This is a genomic window from Streptomyces longisporus (assembly GCF_039532765.1).
In the GTDB taxonomy this organism is placed as follows: Bacteria; Actinomycetota; Actinomycetes; order Streptomycetales; family Streptomycetaceae; genus Streptomyces; species Streptomyces longisporus.
Map to the genome: position 1 here is coordinate 284,363 of NZ_BAAASG010000005.1, position 17,359 is coordinate 301,721.

The 17,359-nt window shown below is 70.9% G+C and carries 21 protein-coding genes and 1 pseudogene; 9 read left to right on the plus strand and 13 right to left on the minus strand.

Going from position 1 to position 17,359, the window contains the following annotated elements:
• Nucleotides 1–184 precede the first annotated feature (184 nt).
• Nucleotides 185–457, plus strand: a pseudogene (locus ABD355_RS09560) (GntR family transcriptional regulator).
• A gap of 53 nt (nt 458–510) precedes the next feature.
• On the plus strand, nt 511–774 hold the full coding sequence (locus tag ABD355_RS09565) for a GntR family transcriptional regulator (RefSeq protein ID WP_344399715.1): 264 nt from the start codon (nt 511–513) through the stop codon (nt 772–774).
• 12 nt (nt 775–786) lie between these two features.
• Here the strand turns inward: ABD355_RS09565 and ABD355_RS09570 are convergent, their stop codons facing one another.
• From ABD355_RS09570 to ABD355_RS09590, 5 genes are all read right to left on the minus strand, one after another.
• Nucleotides 787–1,398 carry a flavin reductase family protein gene (locus ABD355_RS09570; protein ID WP_344399716.1) on the minus strand — a complete coding sequence of 204 codons (612 nt, stop codon included), beginning with the start codon at nt 1,396–1,398 and terminating at the stop codon, nt 787–789.
• A gap of 40 nt (nt 1,399–1,438) precedes the next feature.
• Nucleotides 1,439–2,278 carry an enoyl-CoA hydratase/isomerase family protein gene (locus tag ABD355_RS09575; RefSeq protein WP_344399717.1) on the minus strand — a complete coding sequence of 280 codons (840 nt, stop codon included), beginning with the start codon at nt 2,276–2,278 and terminating at the stop codon, nt 1,439–1,441.
• 25 nt (nt 2,279–2,303) lie between these two features.
• Nucleotides 2,304–4,529 (minus strand): acetate--CoA ligase family protein, encoded by a 2,226-nt coding sequence (locus ABD355_RS09580; RefSeq protein ID WP_344399718.1) that lies wholly within the window; start codon nt 4,527–4,529, stop codon nt 2,304–2,306.
• 146 nt (nt 4,530–4,675) lie between these two features.
• The gene (locus ABD355_RS09585) at nt 4,676–6,181 is read right to left on the minus strand and encodes a flavin monoamine oxidase family protein (RefSeq protein ID WP_344399719.1); all 1,506 of its coding nucleotides are present in this window, start codon (nt 6,179–6,181) and stop codon (nt 4,676–4,678) included.
• 166 nt (nt 6,182–6,347) lie between these two features.
• The gene (locus ABD355_RS09590) at nt 6,348–7,541 is read right to left on the minus strand and encodes a flavin-containing monooxygenase (RefSeq protein WP_344399720.1); all 1,194 of its coding nucleotides are present in this window, start codon (nt 7,539–7,541) and stop codon (nt 6,348–6,350) included.
• Nucleotides 7,542–7,805: 264 nt separating this feature from the next.
• Between ABD355_RS09590 and ABD355_RS09595 the strand changes: the two genes are divergently transcribed.
• The 4 genes from ABD355_RS09595 to ABD355_RS09610 are packed head-to-tail and all read left to right on the plus strand — an operon-like array spanning nt 7,806 to nt 10,241.
• Nucleotides 7,806–8,255 carry a DoxX family protein gene (locus tag ABD355_RS09595; protein ID WP_344399722.1) on the plus strand — a complete coding sequence of 150 codons (450 nt, stop codon included), beginning with the start codon at nt 7,806–7,808 and terminating at the stop codon, nt 8,253–8,255.
• Complete coding sequence (locus ABD355_RS09600; protein WP_344399723.1) at nt 8,255–8,680, plus strand: Zn-ribbon domain-containing OB-fold protein; 426 nt, start codon at nt 8,255–8,257, stop codon at nt 8,678–8,680. The genes ABD355_RS09595 and ABD355_RS09600 overlap by 1 nt, the downstream gene beginning before the upstream one ends.
• A gap of 23 nt (nt 8,681–8,703) precedes the next feature.
• Nucleotides 8,704–9,339, plus strand: coding sequence for a GNAT family N-acetyltransferase (locus ABD355_RS09605; RefSeq protein WP_344399724.1), 636 nt, complete (start codon nt 8,704–8,706; stop codon nt 9,337–9,339).
• 41 nt (nt 9,340–9,380) lie between these two features.
• The gene (locus ABD355_RS09610) at nt 9,381–10,241 is read left to right on the plus strand and encodes a GNAT family N-acetyltransferase (protein WP_344399725.1); all 861 of its coding nucleotides are present in this window, start codon (nt 9,381–9,383) and stop codon (nt 10,239–10,241) included.
• Between the two features lie 74 nt (nt 10,242–10,315).
• Here the strand turns inward: ABD355_RS09610 and ABD355_RS09615 are convergent, their stop codons facing one another.
• The 6 genes from ABD355_RS09615 to ABD355_RS09640 form a co-directional block, all read right to left on the minus strand.
• Complete coding sequence (locus tag ABD355_RS09615) at nt 10,316–10,981, minus strand: pyridoxine/pyridoxamine 5'-phosphate oxidase (RefSeq protein ID WP_344399726.1); 666 nt, start codon at nt 10,979–10,981, stop codon at nt 10,316–10,318.
• A 78-nt stretch (nt 10,982–11,059) separates the two neighbouring features.
• On the minus strand, nt 11,060–11,317 hold the full coding sequence (locus tag ABD355_RS09620; RefSeq protein WP_344399727.1) for a hypothetical protein: 258 nt from the start codon (nt 11,315–11,317) through the stop codon (nt 11,060–11,062).
• On the minus strand, nt 11,314–11,556 hold the full coding sequence (locus ABD355_RS09625; protein WP_344399728.1) for a hypothetical protein: 243 nt from the start codon (nt 11,554–11,556) through the stop codon (nt 11,314–11,316). Before ABD355_RS09625 ends, ABD355_RS09620 begins: the two co-directional genes overlap by 4 nt.
• Before the next feature lie 189 nt (nt 11,557–11,745).
• On the minus strand, nt 11,746–12,012 hold the full coding sequence (locus ABD355_RS09630) for a hypothetical protein (RefSeq protein WP_344399729.1): 267 nt from the start codon (nt 12,010–12,012) through the stop codon (nt 11,746–11,748).
• A gap of 3 nt (nt 12,013–12,015) precedes the next feature.
• Nucleotides 12,016–13,164 (minus strand): WXG100-like domain-containing protein, encoded by a 1,149-nt coding sequence (locus ABD355_RS09635; protein WP_344399730.1) that lies wholly within the window; start codon nt 13,162–13,164, stop codon nt 12,016–12,018.
• Nucleotides 13,161–13,493 (minus strand): WXG100 family type VII secretion target, encoded by a 333-nt coding sequence (locus ABD355_RS09640; protein ID WP_344399731.1) that lies wholly within the window; start codon nt 13,491–13,493, stop codon nt 13,161–13,163. The genes ABD355_RS09635 and ABD355_RS09640 overlap by 4 nt, the downstream gene beginning before the upstream one ends.
• 273 nt (nt 13,494–13,766) lie before the next feature.
• Here ABD355_RS09640 and ABD355_RS09645 point away from each other — a divergent pair, with 273 nt between their 5' ends.
• Nucleotides 13,767–14,114 carry a DUF1330 domain-containing protein gene (locus ABD355_RS09645; RefSeq protein ID WP_344399733.1) on the plus strand — a complete coding sequence of 116 codons (348 nt, stop codon included), beginning with the start codon at nt 13,767–13,769 and terminating at the stop codon, nt 14,112–14,114.
• A 13-nt stretch (nt 14,115–14,127) separates the two neighbouring features.
• On the opposite strand, the gene ABD355_RS09650 is transcribed toward ABD355_RS09645, so the two are convergent.
• Nucleotides 14,128–15,321 carry a thiolase C-terminal domain-containing protein gene (locus tag ABD355_RS09650; protein WP_344399734.1) on the minus strand — a complete coding sequence of 398 codons (1,194 nt, stop codon included), beginning with the start codon at nt 15,319–15,321 and terminating at the stop codon, nt 14,128–14,130.
• 88 nt (nt 15,322–15,409) lie between these two features.
• On the opposite strand from ABD355_RS09650, the gene ABD355_RS09655 reads away from it, so the two are divergent.
• On the plus strand, nt 15,410–16,600 hold the full coding sequence (locus tag ABD355_RS09655) for an acyl-CoA dehydrogenase family protein (protein WP_344399735.1): 1,191 nt from the start codon (nt 15,410–15,412) through the stop codon (nt 16,598–16,600).
• Nucleotides 16,597–17,067 (plus strand): nitroreductase family deazaflavin-dependent oxidoreductase, encoded by a 471-nt coding sequence (locus tag ABD355_RS09660; RefSeq protein ID WP_344399736.1) that lies wholly within the window; start codon nt 16,597–16,599, stop codon nt 17,065–17,067. The genes ABD355_RS09655 and ABD355_RS09660 overlap by 4 nt, the downstream gene beginning before the upstream one ends.
• Here the strand turns inward: ABD355_RS09660 and ABD355_RS09665 are convergent.
• Nucleotides 17,048–17,356 carry a hypothetical protein gene (locus ABD355_RS09665; protein WP_344399738.1) on the minus strand — a complete coding sequence of 103 codons (309 nt, stop codon included), beginning with the start codon at nt 17,354–17,356 and terminating at the stop codon, nt 17,048–17,050. The genes ABD355_RS09660 and ABD355_RS09665 overlap by 20 nt on opposite strands.
• Between the last annotated feature and the right edge of the window lie 3 nt (nt 17,357–17,359).

Genomic DNA, 17,359 nt, shown 5'->3' on the forward strand with positions numbered 1-17,359 from the left:
CAGGATCGCGGCCAGTAGGCTGCGCATGGGTCGACTCCAGTTCAGTCGGCTCAGCCCCGGCATGGAAGCTCTCATCCTTCCCGCCGGGGCGTTTTCATGTCTTCCATGGTATCGCCTTGTATCGACTTGACGCGAGACGTATCTCAAAGAGCGCACATCAATCCACTTGCTTAGCGTCGACTTCATGAATCCTGACGCTGAGATTGATCATGGCGCTCCGCTGACCCCGTACCGGCAACTTGCCGAGATCCTGCGTGCGCAGATTTAGCGCGGAGACTGGCAGCCGGGGCGGATGCTGCAGAGTGAAGCTCAGCTTGTGCAGCGGTACGGGATCGCGCGGACGACCGTCCGGCGGGCGCTTGGTCTGCTGGCCGATGAGGGCTGGGTGTACGCCGTACCTCAGCGGGGATGGTTCGTCTCCGACCCTTTGCCGCCGTCACCAGAAATCCCTGCGTAGCCGAGTCGGCCCTCGGCCTTCTCCGAGCCGCGTGAGCAGCCACACTGGACCCCATGGACCTTGATCGCACGCGTCCGCTATGGCGGCAGATCGCAGCGGAGATCATCCGGCGCATTGAGGACGGCGTGTATCCGCCGGGAAGCCGTGTGCCGTCCACCCTGGAGATCGCCCATGAGTTCGGCGTGGTGAACGCGACCGCGGCGAAGGCCATGCGGCATGCACGGGAAGAGGGCTGGACGCGAGGCGAAGTCGGGCTTGGAACCTTCGTGGCAGACCCTTTGCCGCCCTCTCCCGAAACCCCCGACTCCTCCGCCTAGGCCAGCCGAGCCTCAGCTTCCGCCGAGCCGCCCGAACCGCCCCCGGTGAAAGACCAGCGGTCCGTCGGGGGCCTCGCCCGTCCCTAGCGCGTCCACCCGGCCGACCACGATCAGGTGGTCGCCCCCCGTGTGCACCGCGTAGATCGTGCAGTCGATCCAGGCGAGCGTGCCGGTCAGGCGCGGTGAGCCGGAGACCGGTGCCGCGTCGTAGGCCACGCCCGCGAACTTGTCCGCGCCGCTCACCGCGAAGCCGCGGCACAGGTCGCCCTGGTGGGCGCCGAGCACATTGACGCAGAAGACGCCCGCGCGGGCGATGCGCGGCCAGGTCGTCGACGTACGGCCGACCATGAAGGCGACCAGCGGTGGGTCGAGGGAGAGGGACGAGAAGGACTGGCAGGCGAAGCCGGCGGGACCGTCCTCGTCGCCCGCGGCGGGTGCGGTGACGACCGTGACCCCCGTCGCGAAATTGCCGAGGACACGCCGGAACTCGGCCTGGCCGACGGAGGCGCGCTCGTCCTCGCCGACGCACCGCAGCTCCGGGCGCGGCAGCGCTTCTACGGGGGCCGGGGTGCCGGCCGACCTGAGGTAGCGGACGGCGGCGGCGGCCGCCCCTGCGTGTCCCATCACCCCTCCATTGAAGCTGACGGTTCGTCAGATGGGAAGGTCAGCGCCCCTTGTACTCGGGGATTCTGCGCTCCACGAAGCTCCGTACGCCTTCCTGGGCGTCCCCGGTCGTCATGTTGATCTCCTGGGCGGCCGCCTCGGCGGCGAAGGCGGTCGCTCGGTCGGTGTCCAGGGAGGCGTTGACCAGCTGTTTGGTCAGGGCGAGGGCGCGGGTGGGACCCGCGGCCAGGCGGGACGCCCAGTCGCGCGCCGTCTTGTCCAGGTCGCCGTCCGGGACGACCCGGTTGACCAGGCCCAGGCGTTCGGCGTCGGCCGCGGACAGCGCGTCGCCGAAGAACATCAGCTCCTTGGCGCGGTGCGGGCCGATCAGACGGGGGAGGAGATACGCCCCGCCGCCGTCCGGGACCAGCCCGCGCCGTACGAACACCTCGATGAACCTGGCCGACTCCGCGGCCAGTACGAGATCGCAGGCGAGCGCGAGATGGGCGCCGAGGCCCGCCGCCGTGCCGTTCACCGCCGCGATCACCGGTTTCTCGCAGTCCAGGACCGCGGCGATCAGACGCTGGGCGCCCAGGCGGAGAACGCGGGCCACGTCCCCGGGGACCCGCTCACCGGCCCCCGAGCCGCCTCGCAGGTCGGCTCCCGCACAGAATCCACGCCCGGTTCCGGTGATGACGACGGCCCGTACGTCCGGGTCCGCGGAGGCGTCACCGAGCAGTCGGATGATGCGTTCGCGCTGGTCAGGAGTGATGGCGTTGAGGGCTTCGGGGCGGTTGAGGGTGATGCGGCAGACCTGGTTGTCAGTGGCGTGCTGTACCAATGACTCAGTGGAAATTTCCGGCTCGGAACTCTTCGCGCCGGTACGGGGGGAATCAGGCATGTTCATCTCATTACGCAGGTTCATCTCAGCGGCACACCGCCAGCGCGTCCAGCGCCACGGCTCCCTGCCCCCTGGGCAGCACCATCAGCGGGTTGATGTCGAGCTCCGCGAGCTCGTCCCCGAGTTCCAGCGCCATGCGCTGCACCCTCAGGACGACTTCGACGAGCGCATCGAGGTCGGCCGGGGGACGCCCCCGGACCCCGTCGAGCAGAGCCCGCCCGCGCAGGTCGCAGAGCATGTCCCGGGCCTGCTCCTCACCGAAGGGCGGCACGCGCACGGCGACGTCGTGCAGCACCTCCACCAGCACCCCGCCGAGCCCGACGGTCACGGTCGGCCCGAACAGCTCGTCGTGCGTGACGCCGACGACCATCTCCACGCCCCGCTCGACCATCTGGCACACCAGGACGCCGTCCAGGGACACGCCCTCGTAGCGCGCGACGTCGGTCAGCTCCCGGTAGGCGTCCCGGACCTGGCTGGCGGACGTGAGCCCGACCTTGACCAGCCCCAGCTCCGTCTTGTGGGCGATCTGCCCGCCGGACGCCTTCATCACCACCGGATAGCCCACCTGGCCCGCCGCGCGTACGGCCGCTGCCGCGCTGGTCACCAACTGCTCGCGCGGTACGCGGATCCCGTACGCCCGCAGCAGCTGTTTCGCCGCGTGTTCGCTGAGCTGCTTGCCCGGGCGCATCAGTGCCTGCGCCTTGCGGAAGGAGGGCGAGGTGGTGCGGGGCGCCTCGTCGAAGGGGGAGCGGTAGCCGGTGGTGAAGCGGTGGTGGTCGAGGTAGGCGCGGACCGCGGTGATGCAGTTCGCGACGGTGCGGAAGGTGGCCACCCGGGAGGAGCCGAGGAGGACCTCGCGGTAGGCCGGCTCGGTGCCGACAGGGGAGCCCCACACGACGCAGACCAGCTTGTCCGTCCGCTCGGCCGCGTCCACCAGATCCTGGACCAGCTTGTCGCTGAGGGGAGGGAAGGGGCCGGTGATCGGGCAGATCAGGACGCCCACCTCGGGGTCGTCCAGGATCGCGTCGATGATCTTCCGGCCGCGCCGGTCGCCGACCGGATGCCCGCCGTTGTCGACGGGGTTGGCCACGCTCAGGTAGTCCGGTATCCACTGGTGCAGCTCGGCCTGCTTGGCCTGGGAGAGGACCGGCAGCCGCAGCCCCGCCTCGGTCGCCAGGTCGGCGAAGTGCGCGCCCGTGCCGCCCGAGATCGAATACACGACGACACCCTCCGCCCGCGGCGGCCGAGCACGCGCCAACAAGGCCGCGGTGTCCTGGAGTTCGTCGAGCCCGTCCACCCGGATCACGCCGAACTGCCGCATCGCCGCGTCCACCACCGTGTCCGCGCCGGTCAGCTTGCCGGTGTGTGAGGCGGCCGTGCGGGCGCCGGTCTCGGTGCGGCCCACCTTGACGGCGACGACCGGCACCCCGCGCCGGGCGGCCCGGTCGGCGGCGAGCAGGAAGGACCGGCCGTCCTTGAGCCCCTCGACGTAGCAGGCGATGGCGCCGACCTCGGGCCGCTCGGCGAAGTAGGAGATGAAGTCGGCGGTCTCCAGGTCGGCCTCGTTGCCGGTGGGCGCCCAGTGGGAGAGCCGGATGCCGAGTTCCTGGAGGGCGAAGACGGGCCGGCCCTGGTGGCCGGACTGGGTGATGAGCGCGATGGCCGGACCGTCGAGGTCGTCCCGGAACCGCTCGAAGGCGTTGAGGTTGGTGTTGGGCCCGAGCAGCCGCATCCCGGAGCGCCGTACGGCCCCCGCCAGACGCTCCTGCGCGGCCGCACCCTCCGCACCGGTCTCCGCGAACCCGGAGGCGAAGACCACCGCGAACTTCACCTTGGCCTCGGCCAGTTCCTCGAGCACCAAAAGAGGCTCTGCGATCAGCAGGACGGCGAGATCGACCTGCTCGGGCAGGTCGGCGACGGAAGGGGAGCAGGCTATGCCGAAGACCGACGGGCGGCTCGGGTGTACGGGATGCAGCCGCGCCCCGACCCGTTCCGCCCAGGCCACCAGCTGCCGGGTGATACCGGTGTTGGGCCGCCCCTCGGTGTCCGAGGCGCCGATCACGGCGACGGATTCGGGCCGGAAGAACCGGTCCAGATCGGGTACGTCGGCGTACAGGGGCAGGCCGCTGACGTCGAGGTCGTCGGCCTCGGCGGGCCTGCCGTGGACGGCGGGCCCGGGTTGCTCGCCACAGGCGATGACCCGGGCCCGGCGGGAGTCGGTGGTGAGGGTGCCGTGGGTTGATCCAAGCATCGGTCCGCCCGCTCCTCTGAGAGACAGCCAATAACTGACGCCCTGTCAGATTACTGAACTGACGCCGTGTCAGGAACGGGCGTGTACGCAAAGTTGAACGGGCACTCAAGGCCGGACGGGAAGCCGATCGATCCCGGCGGGGCGCCTCACAGCTCGGCGAGCACCTCCTTGGCCACCCGTTCTCCCGACCGCACGGCCCCGTCCATGTACCCGTTCCAGTAGGTGGAGGTCTCGGTGCCCGCCCAGTGGATGCCGCCGACCGGCTTGCGCAGAGCGGCCCCGTACTCGGTCAGGACGCCGGGCGGGGCATAGGCGACCGGGCCGCCGCGGGAGAAGCCCTCGTTGTCCCAGCGCTGCAGCACGAAGGAGGTGGGCGACTTGGCCTTGTCGCCGAAGTAGTTGACGTAGTCCTTGAGCACGGCGGCCTTGACCTCGGCGACGCTCGACGCGTCGTACGCCCGCATCTCGTCGGCCTCGATGAACCCCATCAGGGCGCCGTAGGAGGCGTCGGGCGGTGAGTTGTCGAAGGTCGAGCGGACCACGCCGGAGTCGCTGACGACCTGGCCGTTGAGACCGTCGGCGCGCCAGAAGGGGGTGTCGTAGACGGCGATCGCCTTGCCGATCGAGCCCATCGGCAGCCGCTGGCTCAGCTGGTCCCGGGAGGCCGGCAGCAGCGGGTCGAAGGTGATGCGCGCGGCCAGCGGCGGCGGCACGGCCACGACGACCTTCCCGGCCGTCACCGTCACCCCGTCCGCGGTCACCACGTACTTGCCGCCCGACTGGGCGATCGACCGCACCGGCGCGCTCAGCACCACCCGGTCGCCGAGTGTGGCGGCCAGCTTGATCGGCACCTGCTGGGAGCCGCCGACGAAACGGGACTCCTGGGCGCCCTTCGCGGTGTCGGTGAGGCGTTCCAGGGTGCCGGCGTTGGACTCGTTGCCGGCGGCGGCGATGTAGAAGAGCACGAAGAGGAGGGAGAGTTCCCGGGGCTGGGCGGAGAAGATCGAGGTGCAGGCCACGTCCAGCAGGAATTTGGCCGAGGGGATGACCGCGTTGGCGTTCAGCCAGCTCTCGAAGGTCTGCTTGTCCCATTCGGCGGCCTTCGCGGCCGTCCAGGGCGCGTCGACCGGGACCTGCTTGGCCATGTCGTCCAACGACGCCTGCACGATCGCGGCGTTGGCGAGGCCGGCCGCGTCGACGGGCGGGACCGAGCCCAGGATGCCGTCGGTGGCGTACGGGGTCCTGGTGCCGTCCTTGTAGAGGAGGTTCTTGCCGGTGTTGTAGGTGGTGAAGGTCGCCACGCCCAGGGAGTCGGCGAGGGCCTTGATGCGGTCCTGGGTGGGGCCGATGAACTCGCCGCCGCCCTCGGTGAAACCGCCGTTCGTCAGGGACAGGTTGACGACCCGGCCGCCCACGCGGTCGCGGGCCTCCAGGACGGCGACGGTCCTGCCGGCGGCCACCAGGTCGCGGGCCGCCGTCAGCCCGGCGAGCCCGCCGCCGACTACGGCGACGTCCACGTCACGCGTGGTCGCGGCGGACGCCGTACCGGCGGCGGTGGCGGTGAGGGTGACGGCTCCGGCAGCGGCGGCGGCACCGCCGAGCAGGGAGCGCCGGGAGAGGGCTTGCGGGTGGTGCTGTCTTTCGCGTGCCACGTGCATCCTCCGTGTGGAGAGAGTGTGGAGCCAGAAAGTGAGCGGTGTTCACATTCTGGCCCCGAACGGCGGCACGCTTCAACGCCCCCGTCGCATCTGACTCAGGCGTAACAAGAGTTCCAGGGAAGGGAGTTGAGGGTTTTGCAGGGGGTTGCGGGCTTCTATGTCATCCGGGCAGACGGGACAGCGCGTCCCCGCCGTTCTTCACGATGGTCTTCGCGATCTTCTCGGAGTCCATCGCCACCTCGCGGAGGGTGCCGCTGATGGGGGTGGTGAAGCCGGTGAAGTGCAGACCGGGGGCGTGCTCCGAGGTGCGGGCGCCGTGCGCCACGGGTCTGCCCCGCCCGTCGAGCACGTCGAGGTGGCCGACCAGGCCTTCCAGGGCGCGGACGTAGCCGGTGGCGGCGACGACGGCTTCCGGGGAGACGCGGGTGCCGTCGGCGAGGACGACCTTGCCGTCCTCGAAGCCGTCGACGGCGGCGACGACCTCGACCCGCCCCTTGCGGACGGCGTCGATGAGACCGACGTCCTGCACCGGGATGGCGCCCTCCTTGACCCTGCTGTACAGCCCGGTGTCGGGGCGGGGCAGCCCCTGCGCGGAGAGATCGGGGACGCTCAGCTTCGCCATCGGCCGCGCGAGCCGGTCGACCAGCCCGGCCGGCAGCCGCCGTACCAGCACGCCCGTGTACTGGGCGGCCCAGCCGGCGGTCGAGCGGCGCACGATGTGCGGGGCCGTCCGCACCGAAAGCCGCACCCGCGAGGCGCCGCCCTCCACCAGGTCCACGGCGATCTCGGCGCCGGTGTTGCCCGCGCCGACGACGAGGACGTCACGGCCGGCGTAGGGGGCGGGGCTGCGGTACTCGCCGGCGTGCAGGAACTCGCCGGTGTAGGCGTCGAGACCGGGCCAGTCGGGGACGTACGGCGTGTGGTTGTAGCCGGTGGCGACGACCACCGCGGCGCCGGTCAGTTCGCGGCCGCCCGTGGCGTGCAGCAGCCAGCCCTCGCCGTCGGGTGCGCGCTCGACGCGGGAGACCTCGACGCCGGTGACGATCTCCAGCGCGTGCACCTCGGCGTACTTCTCCAGGTACCGCACCACGTCGTCCCGGGCCACCCACCGCCCGAACCGGCGCGGTATCGGAAGCCCGGGCAGGGCCGAGAGGCGGCGGGTGGTGTGCAGGTGGAGACGGTCGTAGTGCCGCCGCCAGGCCGCACCCACCCGGTCGGACTTCTCCAGGACGACGGCGCGTATGCCCCGGGCCCGCAGCGCATACGCGACGGAGAGCCCGGCCGGGCCGCCGCCGATGACGTAGACGGGGCGCCGGCGGTCCGAGGCGCTTGCGGACGGAGAGGAGTCGGCCATGAGCGCGAGCGTAATCACGCACCGGGTTGATGGGTCTCGGTCAAGCCCGGAATTGGTTGCGGATTGATCACGCCTGTAGGAGGGCCGGGTGGGACTGGTGACGTAGACCACCCGGTTGTGGCCATTCGGCGAGTGCTCGCCCCCCGGCCGGGGGCTCGCCGCGAGGGCGGGGCCTGTCTCTTCCTGGCCGCACAGCCCGGCCCCGCGTTCGCGGGAGGTGCACGGCGCTTCCCGGAACGCGCTATCTGACGTACCGTCAGATTCATGGATGCGATCTGGCTCACGGGCGCGGAATGGCTGGCCGTGCTGCGCATAGGACTCGGGCTGTGGTGGCTGGAAAGCTGGCGGCACAAGGACCGGAAGGCCTGGTTCGAGCGGGGGACCGGGATCGCGTGGGCGGCGGGCATCGCCGCGAAGCACCGCTGGAACGCGGTCCGGTCCGGCTTCGAGGTCATGGTGGCGCCGCGCCCGCGGACGATGGCGTACGTCGTGGTGTACGCGGAGCTGGCGATCGGCCTGGGGCTGGTCCTCGGGTTCCTGAGCCCGGTCGCGCTGGTCGGGGCGCTGCTGCTGAACGTCCTCTACTTCACCCTCATGATCCACGACGTGGCCGAGCAGGGGCAGAACTCGATGATGGCGCTGATGTCGGTGGTCGCGCTGTTCGGGATGTCGTGGCAGACGTGGTCGCTGGACAGTGCGTTGGGGCTGTTCTGATGGCCGGCTCCGGGGCGAGGGGCGCTGGGCTGAGCGGTCCTCGGTTCGACATACCGGAGGCCGACGCCTTCACGCGGACCTACTGGGACGCGGCCGCCGAGGGCAGGCTGCTGATCCGGAGCTGCGGGGCGTGCGGGCGGGCCCACCACTACCCGCGCGAGTTCTGCCCGCACTGCTGGAGCGAGGACGTGGAGTGGGAGCGGGCGAGCGGCCGGGCGGTGCTCTACACCTGGTCCGTGGTCCACCGGAACGACCTGCCGCCCTTCGGCGAGCGGACGCCCTACGTGGCCGCGGTCGTCGACCTTGCGGAGGGGCCGCGGATGATGACGGAGGTGGTGGGGTGCGGGGCGGGTGAGCTGCGGGCGGGGGCCGAACTGGAGGTGGCGTTCCGGGAAGGGGTGCCGGTATTCCGGCGGCGTGAGTGAGGCGTACGGGTTTGAATGGGCCGATGAGCTCTGTGGACGCGCGGCACATCGACCCGCCTTCGGCACCCCTGTCTTCGTCCTCCTCCTTCCCCTTTCCTGATCTGCACGGCCATGGCATCCGACTGCGCCCGTGGGACGCGGACTCGGACGCCGATGTCGCGGCCTGGCTGCGCGGGCTCACGGACCCGGAGTTCCGGCGCTGGAACACACCGCTCAAGCAGGTCGACGACCTGGCCGGCGCGCGCGAGTCGCTGCGGGCCAAGGTGCTGGCCTCGGCGGACGGTTCGGGGGCGTCGTACTGCGTGACCGACGCGGCGAGCGGCGCGGTGCTGGGGCACATCGGCGTCAACGCGATCGACTCCGTCCTGAGCGTTGCCCGCGTCGGGTACTGGGTGCTGCCCGAGGCCCGGGGGCGGGGAGTCGCCATCCGGGCTCTGGCCGTGGCCTCCCGCTGGGCGCTGACCGACCTGGGGATACACCGGCTGGAGCTCGGCCACGCCCTCGGCCATGAGGCCTCGTGCCGTATCGCCGAGCGGTGCGGCTTCCGCTACGAGGGGACCTTGCGGGGCGCGATGTTCGAGGCGGGACGGTACGACGTGTTCCGGGACGTGCATCTGCACGGGCGGATCGCCACGGATCCGGAGCCGCAGGTCCCGTAAATTCGAAGGCGTCGGGGCGGGGGTGGGCGGGATCATGGGGCATGCGTCCCGATGACTGGTATCTCACCGACGACCTGGACACGTTCCTCACGCGCGCCGGGGATTTCCTCCGCTCCCGCCCAGCCCTGCACACCGTCCCACTGACGGTGACCGAGGGGCTGCGGACGCGAGGCTCGCGGTACTACGGCGCCGAGGCGCCCTACTTCGGCGTACTGGAGTCGGAAGGCGCGGTCCGGGCGGTCTACTTCCGCACGCCGCCCTACCGGTTGAGCGTCACGCCCCTCACACCCGAGGAGGCCGACTCCCTTGCCGCTCACCTGACCGGTCTGGGCCGCCCGGTGCCGGGAGTCACGGGCGAGCGCTCCACGGTCGAGGCGCTCGCACGGTCCTGGGAGCGCCGCACCGGCGTGACGGCCACGCTGCACCAGCGGCAGCGGCTCTACCGGCTGGGCACGCTCACGGTCCCGCAGCCGATCCCGGAGGGGCGTCCGAGGATCGCCGACGCGGCGGACCGGGAGCAACTGGTGCGGTGGTACGGCGAGTTCATGCAGGCCATCGACGAGAGCGGCGCGCAGCCTGCGGAGGGGTGGGCCGACTCGCGCATCTCCTACGGCGGGGCGACGTTCTGGGCGGCTGCCGACGGGACCCCGGTGGCCATGGCGGGCGTGACACCGATGGTCGCCGGGCAGATCCGGGTCGCCCCCGTCTACACCCCGGCCCCTCTGCGCGGCCGCGGATACGCCGGGGCGGTCACGGCCGAGGTCAGCCGGGCGGCCCTCGCGGCGGGCGCGGGCGAGGTGCTGCTGTTCACGGACCTCGCCAACCCGACCAGCAACGCGCTGTACCAGCGGATCGGGTACCGGCCGGTGGCGGATTTCGCGGTGTACGACTTCACGGCCTGAGCCGCGACCTGAGCCCGGGGCTCGAGAGCGCGGTCCTCGTCGTCCCCGTCCGACCCGGATGCCTTGCTCCGGCCTTACGGCCACAGCAGCTCCTTGGCCCAAGTGCCGTCCTTCCGGCGGTAGCTCAGCCGTACATGCCGCCGATGTTCGTCCCCCTGGAAGAACTCCACCTCGTCCGGCCGCAGGCGGTACAGGGTCCAGGTCGGCACCGGAGCGTCGGGCTGCTGCTGGGCCCGTTCCCAGGCGGCCTCGGATGCCCGCGCCAACTCCTCGACGGAGCCCAGCACTTCGCTCTGCCGTCCGGTGAGAGCGGCGGCGAGGGCGCCGGTCGAGCGGGCGTGCAGGTCGCCCTGGGACTCCTGTGCCGGGGCGGCGGTGACCGGGCCGCGTACCCGGACCTGCCGGCCCAGCGCCGGCCAGTAGAAGCCGAGTGCCGCATACGGCCGGGCCGCCAGCTGCCCGCCCTTGCGGCTCGTCGCATGCGTCGCGAAGGCCCAGCCGTCGGCGTCGGCGCCGTGCAGCATCACGATCCGTACGTCCGGGTTTCCCTCCGCGTCCGCCGTGGCCAGGGACATGGTGTGCGGCTCCTTCTGCCCGGCCGCCACAGCCTCCGCGAACCACGCCGTGAAGAGGGGCAGCGGCTCGGCGGGGGCATTCTCCGGGTCGAAGGGGCGCAGCTCGGTGACCTCCGGGTCCCAGACTCGCAGCGACCTCAGCAGTTCATGAAGATCCGTTCCCATGGGGTGAGTATCACCCGCCGGATCCGCGCGTACGTCCAGCCGAACTGCCGGATGAAGGCCTGCCAGCGTGTCACGCGGTCACCACAGCCACACGCCCAGGACGACGACACCGAGGCCGATCATGATGATCACCGGCCCGACCGCGTAACCGGCCCACTTCCTTCGACCCACGACGTCCCGCACACCGATGGACATGGCTCCGCCGACAAGGACGATCACGCACCCCGCGAGCACGACGAGCGCCGCAACGAAGGAAACCCAGCCGGGGTCGTGGTTCGGGTTGTCGTGCGCCACCCCTGCCAGGATCAAGTCGCCGAGCCCATCGGGCACTGTCACCACAGCCCGAAGTCCCAGCCGGCGATGGCAAGACCGATCGCGAGAATCATCGGCCCGAGAACGTAGTTGCCCGACTTCTTCTGATCGCTGACTCTCCAGAGAGCGACGGTCAGGGCGGCGCCCACAACGGCGATCAGGCACCCGCCGACCCCGAGGAGCGCCCAGAAGAAGCCGGCCCAGGTGGCGGGGTGGTTCGGGTTCGGGGTCACCGTGGCCGCAAGCCTCACGTCGCCGATCATGCTCACGCGTCCTTCGCCGGATCCTGGACGTCTGCCTCCCTGGGCGTGATTGACGCCGTGGTTTCAGGTGTTGCCGAAGGCAACGGGCGTGGCGTCAAGGCCTCCTCCGCGATGGTTTCGCCGTCCTGGTGGTTCCAGACGTCGGCCGTGAGGTCGCTGACCCCATGGCACCGCTGACGGTGGTGCTGTTCAAAACAGCCACACGCCGAGGGCGATGATCGAAAGGCCCACGACCCCGAAGCACCCCGTCGTGGCGAGGAGCGCGCGCCAAAGGCCTCGTTCACGCGGCCGCTCGGCACTACGCCACGCAGTGCGGCCCGCGATCACACCCGCGACGACGAGCGCACCCCCGGCAATCACGACCAGCGCCGCGAAGAAGCCCTTCCAGCCGGGGTCGTAGTTCGGGTTGTTGTGCGCAACCCCCGCGAGGATCACGTTCCCGAGCTCGCCGTGCACAGATCACTCGCTCGCTTTCTTGGCATCCTTGGCCAGGTTCTGGGCATCCGACTCGATGCCGGAGCCCGCCGCGTAGACGGCCGTGTTGAGGCCGGTGGCGGCAGAGTTCTTGTACGCGGCGTCGGCGAGCTTGCCCTGTTCGCTGAGGTTTTCGCCGCCGAGGCTGCCGTGTTCCTCCATGTGATGGAAGTGCGCGTCGTTGGCGGCGTTTCCGGTAGCTCCGGTCAACGCGTTCGTCGCCGCGTCCCATCCGATCGTCGCGCCGTCCTGGTGGTTCCACACGTCGGCCGTGAGGCCGCCGCTGATGTTGCCCAGCGCGCCGTTGACCGCACTGCCGGCCCGGCCCTCGCCGCTGAGAACCTTGCCGACTGCGCCCGTCAGGTGAGCGCCTTCCGCCAGCGACGCGCCACCCACTGTGAACGCGGCCGTGCCCAGAGCTTCCTTGCCGCCAGTGGTGACGTCCTGTCCCACCGTGATCGGCTGGCCGTTGAGCGCCTGACTGAGCATCATGCTGCCCGAGTCGGCGACGAAGTTCGTGGCGTAGCTCTCGATCCCTTTCTTGGCGAAGTTTCCCAGCACCTTGGCCCCGGTTGTGAGTACCTTCTCCACGAATGCGGCTGTCTCGTCGGCAAGGTTGCAGAACCTCTCCAGCAGCGCCGCCACCTTCTCCGCCGCCGAGCTGAACAGCTTCACCAGATCGACGATCTTCGCCACCCGCGTGGCCACGGCCGTGTTCGCGACGAGGTCGGAGAGGAAGCCGGTGAAGAAGGACAGCGCCGCGCCCGCGATCTCCATCTCGGCGATCTCGACGCAGATGTCGATGATCTCCTCGTTGATCTTGTCGATCTCGTCGGCGTACGCCCGCAGCCCGTCGGCCACCTGGTGGAAGTTGTGGGCGACGTCGTCGATGACGCGCTTCTGCTCCGCCCAGTGCTTCTCGAAGGCGTCGCGGGCCTCACCGTGCCAGCCCTGCTTGTCGACGCCCTGGATTTGCACGTCGAGGGCGTGCGCGACTTCCGTCAGCTCGTTGCCCATGGTGTCCCAGGCACCGGCGATCGTGCGGAGCGTGTCGCCGTTGCCGCCCGGGAGCTCCACCCCGCAGGCCTGCAGGATGTCCAGAACCTTGCCGTCGATCCAGCTGTTGATGCTCACGCCGGGCCTCCCGCCGGGCGGGTCGCGGCGCGGAGGTGGTCGACGGCGGTCTGGTCCGAGTTCTTGTAGTTGGTGGCGTTGAGACGCAGCCGGTCGCCGTCGCTGGTGAGAACGGCGGGCAGCTGCCCGAGCGCCTTGAGGGTGCTGGTCAGCAGCGTCTGGTACTTCTGCGCCGCACCGTCGCAGGCGCCGAGCAGGCCGAAGGCCTCTCCGATCCGGGACGCGCTCGACGCGAAGCCCTCGATCGGCTTCGCCAGGTCCTTCGCTTCCCTGTCGAACTTCCCGGCTAGTTCGTTCAGCGTGTCCGGGTCGACACCGAACTGGCTCATTCCCGCTCCCCCGTTGTTGAGTACATGGACAGACACCAGCACTACCGGAGCCAGTGATCCACCGGGAAGGGCTGTTTGCGGGTTCCGGATGCGAAGATGGCGCGCCCTTTGCCGGAGACACCAGAGACCGCTTACCTCTCCGGTCATCGAGACCCCGCTTACCTCTCCGGTCATCGAGACCCCGCTTACCTCTCAGGTCATCGACCCCGCCGTGCCCGCCTGCCACGCTCGTCGCATACGGAGCCCGACCGACCGGAAGGACGGCAACACCCCATGACCGCCTACGCGATAGCCCACCTGCAGGAAGCCGCCCCGCACCCGGAGATCGCCGAGTACATCGAGCGGATCTCGGGCACTTTCGAGCCGTACGGCGGCCGTTTCCTGGTGCACGCCACGCAGCACGAAGTGAAGGAGGGCAGCTGGCCCGGGCACGTCGTGGTGATCGGTTTCCCCGGGATCACCGAGGCGCGGGCCTGGTGGGACTCACCGGCGTACCAGGAGATCGCTCCGCTGCGCTCGCGGCACATCGAGGGCGACATCATCCTGGTCGACGGCGTCCCGGGGGACTACGACCCCACCTCCACCGCGCGTGCGATGCGTGAGGCACTGCCCGCCGAGTAGCCCTCGCCCCTGATCACCTGCCCAGCACCACCGTCCCGGAGGAGCAGAACCAGCCACCGGTGCCGGAGGCGACCCCCAGCCGAGGCAACTGGCCGTCGGACGCCCGCACTTGCCGCGCCCCCGCCTCGCCCCGCAGCTGCCGCACCGCCTCCACCAGCAGGAACAAGCCCCGCATCCCGGGGTGTTGGGCCGACAGCCCGCCGCCGTCCGTGTTCACCGGCAGCTCCCCACCCTCGACCCTCAGTCGCCCCTTCTCCACGAACGCCCCGCCCTCCCCCTTTCCGCAGAACCCGAGATCCTCGAGCGTCACCAGGGTCATGTAGGTGAACGCGTCGTATATCTGAGCGAAGTCCATCTCCTCCGCCCGCACCCCGGCCCGCTCGAACGCCAGCCGTCCGCTCACCGCCGCAGGCGACACCGTGAAGTCGGGCCACTCGGACATCGCGGCGTGCGAGACGTGCTCCCCGGTGCCGAGCACCCAGACCGGAGCGGTACGGCAGTCCCGTACGTACTCCTCGGCGGCCAGCAGCACCGCCGCCCCGCCGTCGGAACGTATGCAGCAGTGCAGCTTGGTGAAGGGGTCCGCGATCATCGGGCCGGAGAGGACCTCGTCCACGGTGATCGGCGTGCGGAACATCGCGTCCGGATTCAGCGCGGCGTTCGCCCTCGCCTGTACGGCGACGGACGCCAACTGCTCGATGGTCGTGCCGTGTTCGATCATGTGGCGGCGGGCCGCCATCGCGTACTTGGCGATCAGCGTGTGGCCGTACGGCACCTCGAACTGCAGCGGGCCCCGCGCGCCGAAGGAGAGGTCGCCGGTGCGGCGGCCCGCCTTGATGTCCGCGCGGGCCGTCGAGCCGTAGGCCAGCAGGACCGCGTTCGCGTGCCCGGCCGCTATCGCGTCCGCCGCGTGGGCCGCCATCACCTCCCAGGTCGAACCCCCGACCGCCGTGGAGTCGACCCAGGTGGGGCGCAGGCCCAGGTACTCGGCCACCTCGACGGGGGCGAGGGTGCCCGTGCCCGCCGAGGCGAAGCCGTCCACCACCTCACGGGCCAGCCCCGCGTCGGCCAGAGCGCGGCGGGCCGCCTGGGCGTGCAGGGTGTACGGGGTCGCGCCGTCCACACGGCCGCAGTCGGAGAGGGCCACGCCGACCACGGCGACTTTCCGGCTCCGGGGCGTCGTCCGGTGTGCCGTCCGGGGAGTCATGAGCGGCCTCCTGCCTCTGTGCATATCGTTCCGGCGCTCCTAATATGACGGACCGTCAGATCCTGAGGGAAGAGAGTGGGGGACAGCCATGGACGCCGGCTTCACGGCCGAGCAGGACGGGATCCGCCGCACCCTGCGCGAACTGCTCCGCAAACGCTGCGGCCCCGCCGAACTGCGCGCCGCCCTCGACACCCCCGCCGGACACGACCCGGCCCTGTGGACCGCCCTCGCCGACCGGCTCGGCCTGCCGGGGCTCGCCCTCCCGGAGGCGTACGGCGGAATCGGCTGCTCGACGACCGAACTCGCCCTCGCGGCCGAGGAGTCGGGCAGGACCCTTGCCCCCTCCCCGCTGCTCGCGACCTGTGTGCTCGCCGCACCCCTGATCCTCGCCCTCGGCACCGACGCCCAGCGCGCCGCCCTGCTGCCCCGTATCGCCGACGGCACCCTCACGGCCGCCCTCGCCGTCCCGGGCACCGCCCTCGCCACCGCGCTCGCCCTCACCGGCAGGGGCGACGGCGACTGGGCGGGCGGTGGTCGTGCGGGAGGCGTCCAGGCCCGGCGGGCGGGCGACGGCTGGCGGCTGTACGGACAGGTCGACCAGGTACTGGACGGCCACAGCGCGCAGCTCCTGCTGGTCGCCGCCCACACCGGCGGCTTCGCCCGCTCGCGCACCCTCCTCTTCCTCGTCACGGGGGACGCAGCCGGGCTCGTACGCACACGGCAGACCGCGCTCGACGCGACCCGCCCGCAGGCCCGCATCCAACTACGGGAGGTGGAAGCCGAGTTGCTGGGCGCGGAAGACGGGGGTGACGTCCTCGACACCCTCTCCGCCGTGGGTGACACGGCCGCCGCCGTACTCGCCTGCGAAGCCGTCGGGGCCGCCGATCAGGCACTGGAGCGGACCGTGGCATACGTGAAACAGCGCGAGCAGTTCGGCCGGGCGATCGGCTCCTTCCAGGCCGTGAAGCACCGGCTGGCCGACGTGTACGTCCAGGTCCAGGCGGCGCGCTCGGCCGCCTACTACGCCGCCTGGGCCGCCGCCCAAGGAGAGCAGGTGGGCGGGCTCGCCCTGGCGCAGGCCCTTGAGGCGCTGCGCGGTGCCGCCGCCGAAGGGATCCAGTTGCACGGCGGCATCGGTTTCACCTGGGAGCACGAGGCGCATCTGTACTTCAAGCGCGCCGCGGGCGACGAGCTGCTGTTCGGGCCGGTACACAGGCTGCGGGCGCACGCCGCCGACGCGGCGCATCTCTTCGAGCAGGGTCGCGAGGTGGCGGTGTGATCGGTGAACGGCTGGTGCAGAAGGTGTCCTCCACGAGGGGCTTCGCGAAGGTGGCGCCGCACGTCGTGCCGCCGCTCGACAAGGCCGTACACCGCCTGACGCGCGGAAAGTACCTGCTCAGCGCGCAGATGCTGCCGGGAGTGATCCTGACGTCCACGGGTGCGCGGAGCGGCCTCCCGCGGCGCACGCCCCTGGCCTGTATGCCGGAGGAGGGCGGCTGGCTCCTCATCGGCTCGAACTTCGGCCGCACCGACCATCCGGCCTGGACCCACAACCTCCTCGCCCATCCCGACGCCGAGATCAGCTGGAAGGGCCAGGACATCCCGGTCACGGCCCGGCTGCTGGAGGGTGAGGAGAGGGCGGCGGCCTGGAAGGCGTTGTTGGCCTTCTGGCCGCCGTATGCGACGTATCAGGCTCGGGTGGAGCGGGAGATACGGGTGTTCAGGGTCACGAGGCGTGCTGAGTGACCTGGTAGCAGGCGACGTCGTACTGGGAGACCGCGTTGCCGCTGCCGGCGTGCTGGGTGGAGCCTGGGCCGTTACCGGCGTACATGCTGCCGGCGACGCCACCGGGGTCTTCGTTGAAGGCCGAGCCGCGGGCGCTTGAGGCGTTACCGGGGGAGCTGGTCGCGCCAGGGTCGCCGCAGGTCTTGCTCGGCTGACCCGTTGCGAAGGCCGGCCCCGCGGCGATGCCCGCGGTGCCCGCCACGAGCGCGGCCGAGGCCACCGCCAGGGCCGCACGCTTCAGAAGCTTCATGAT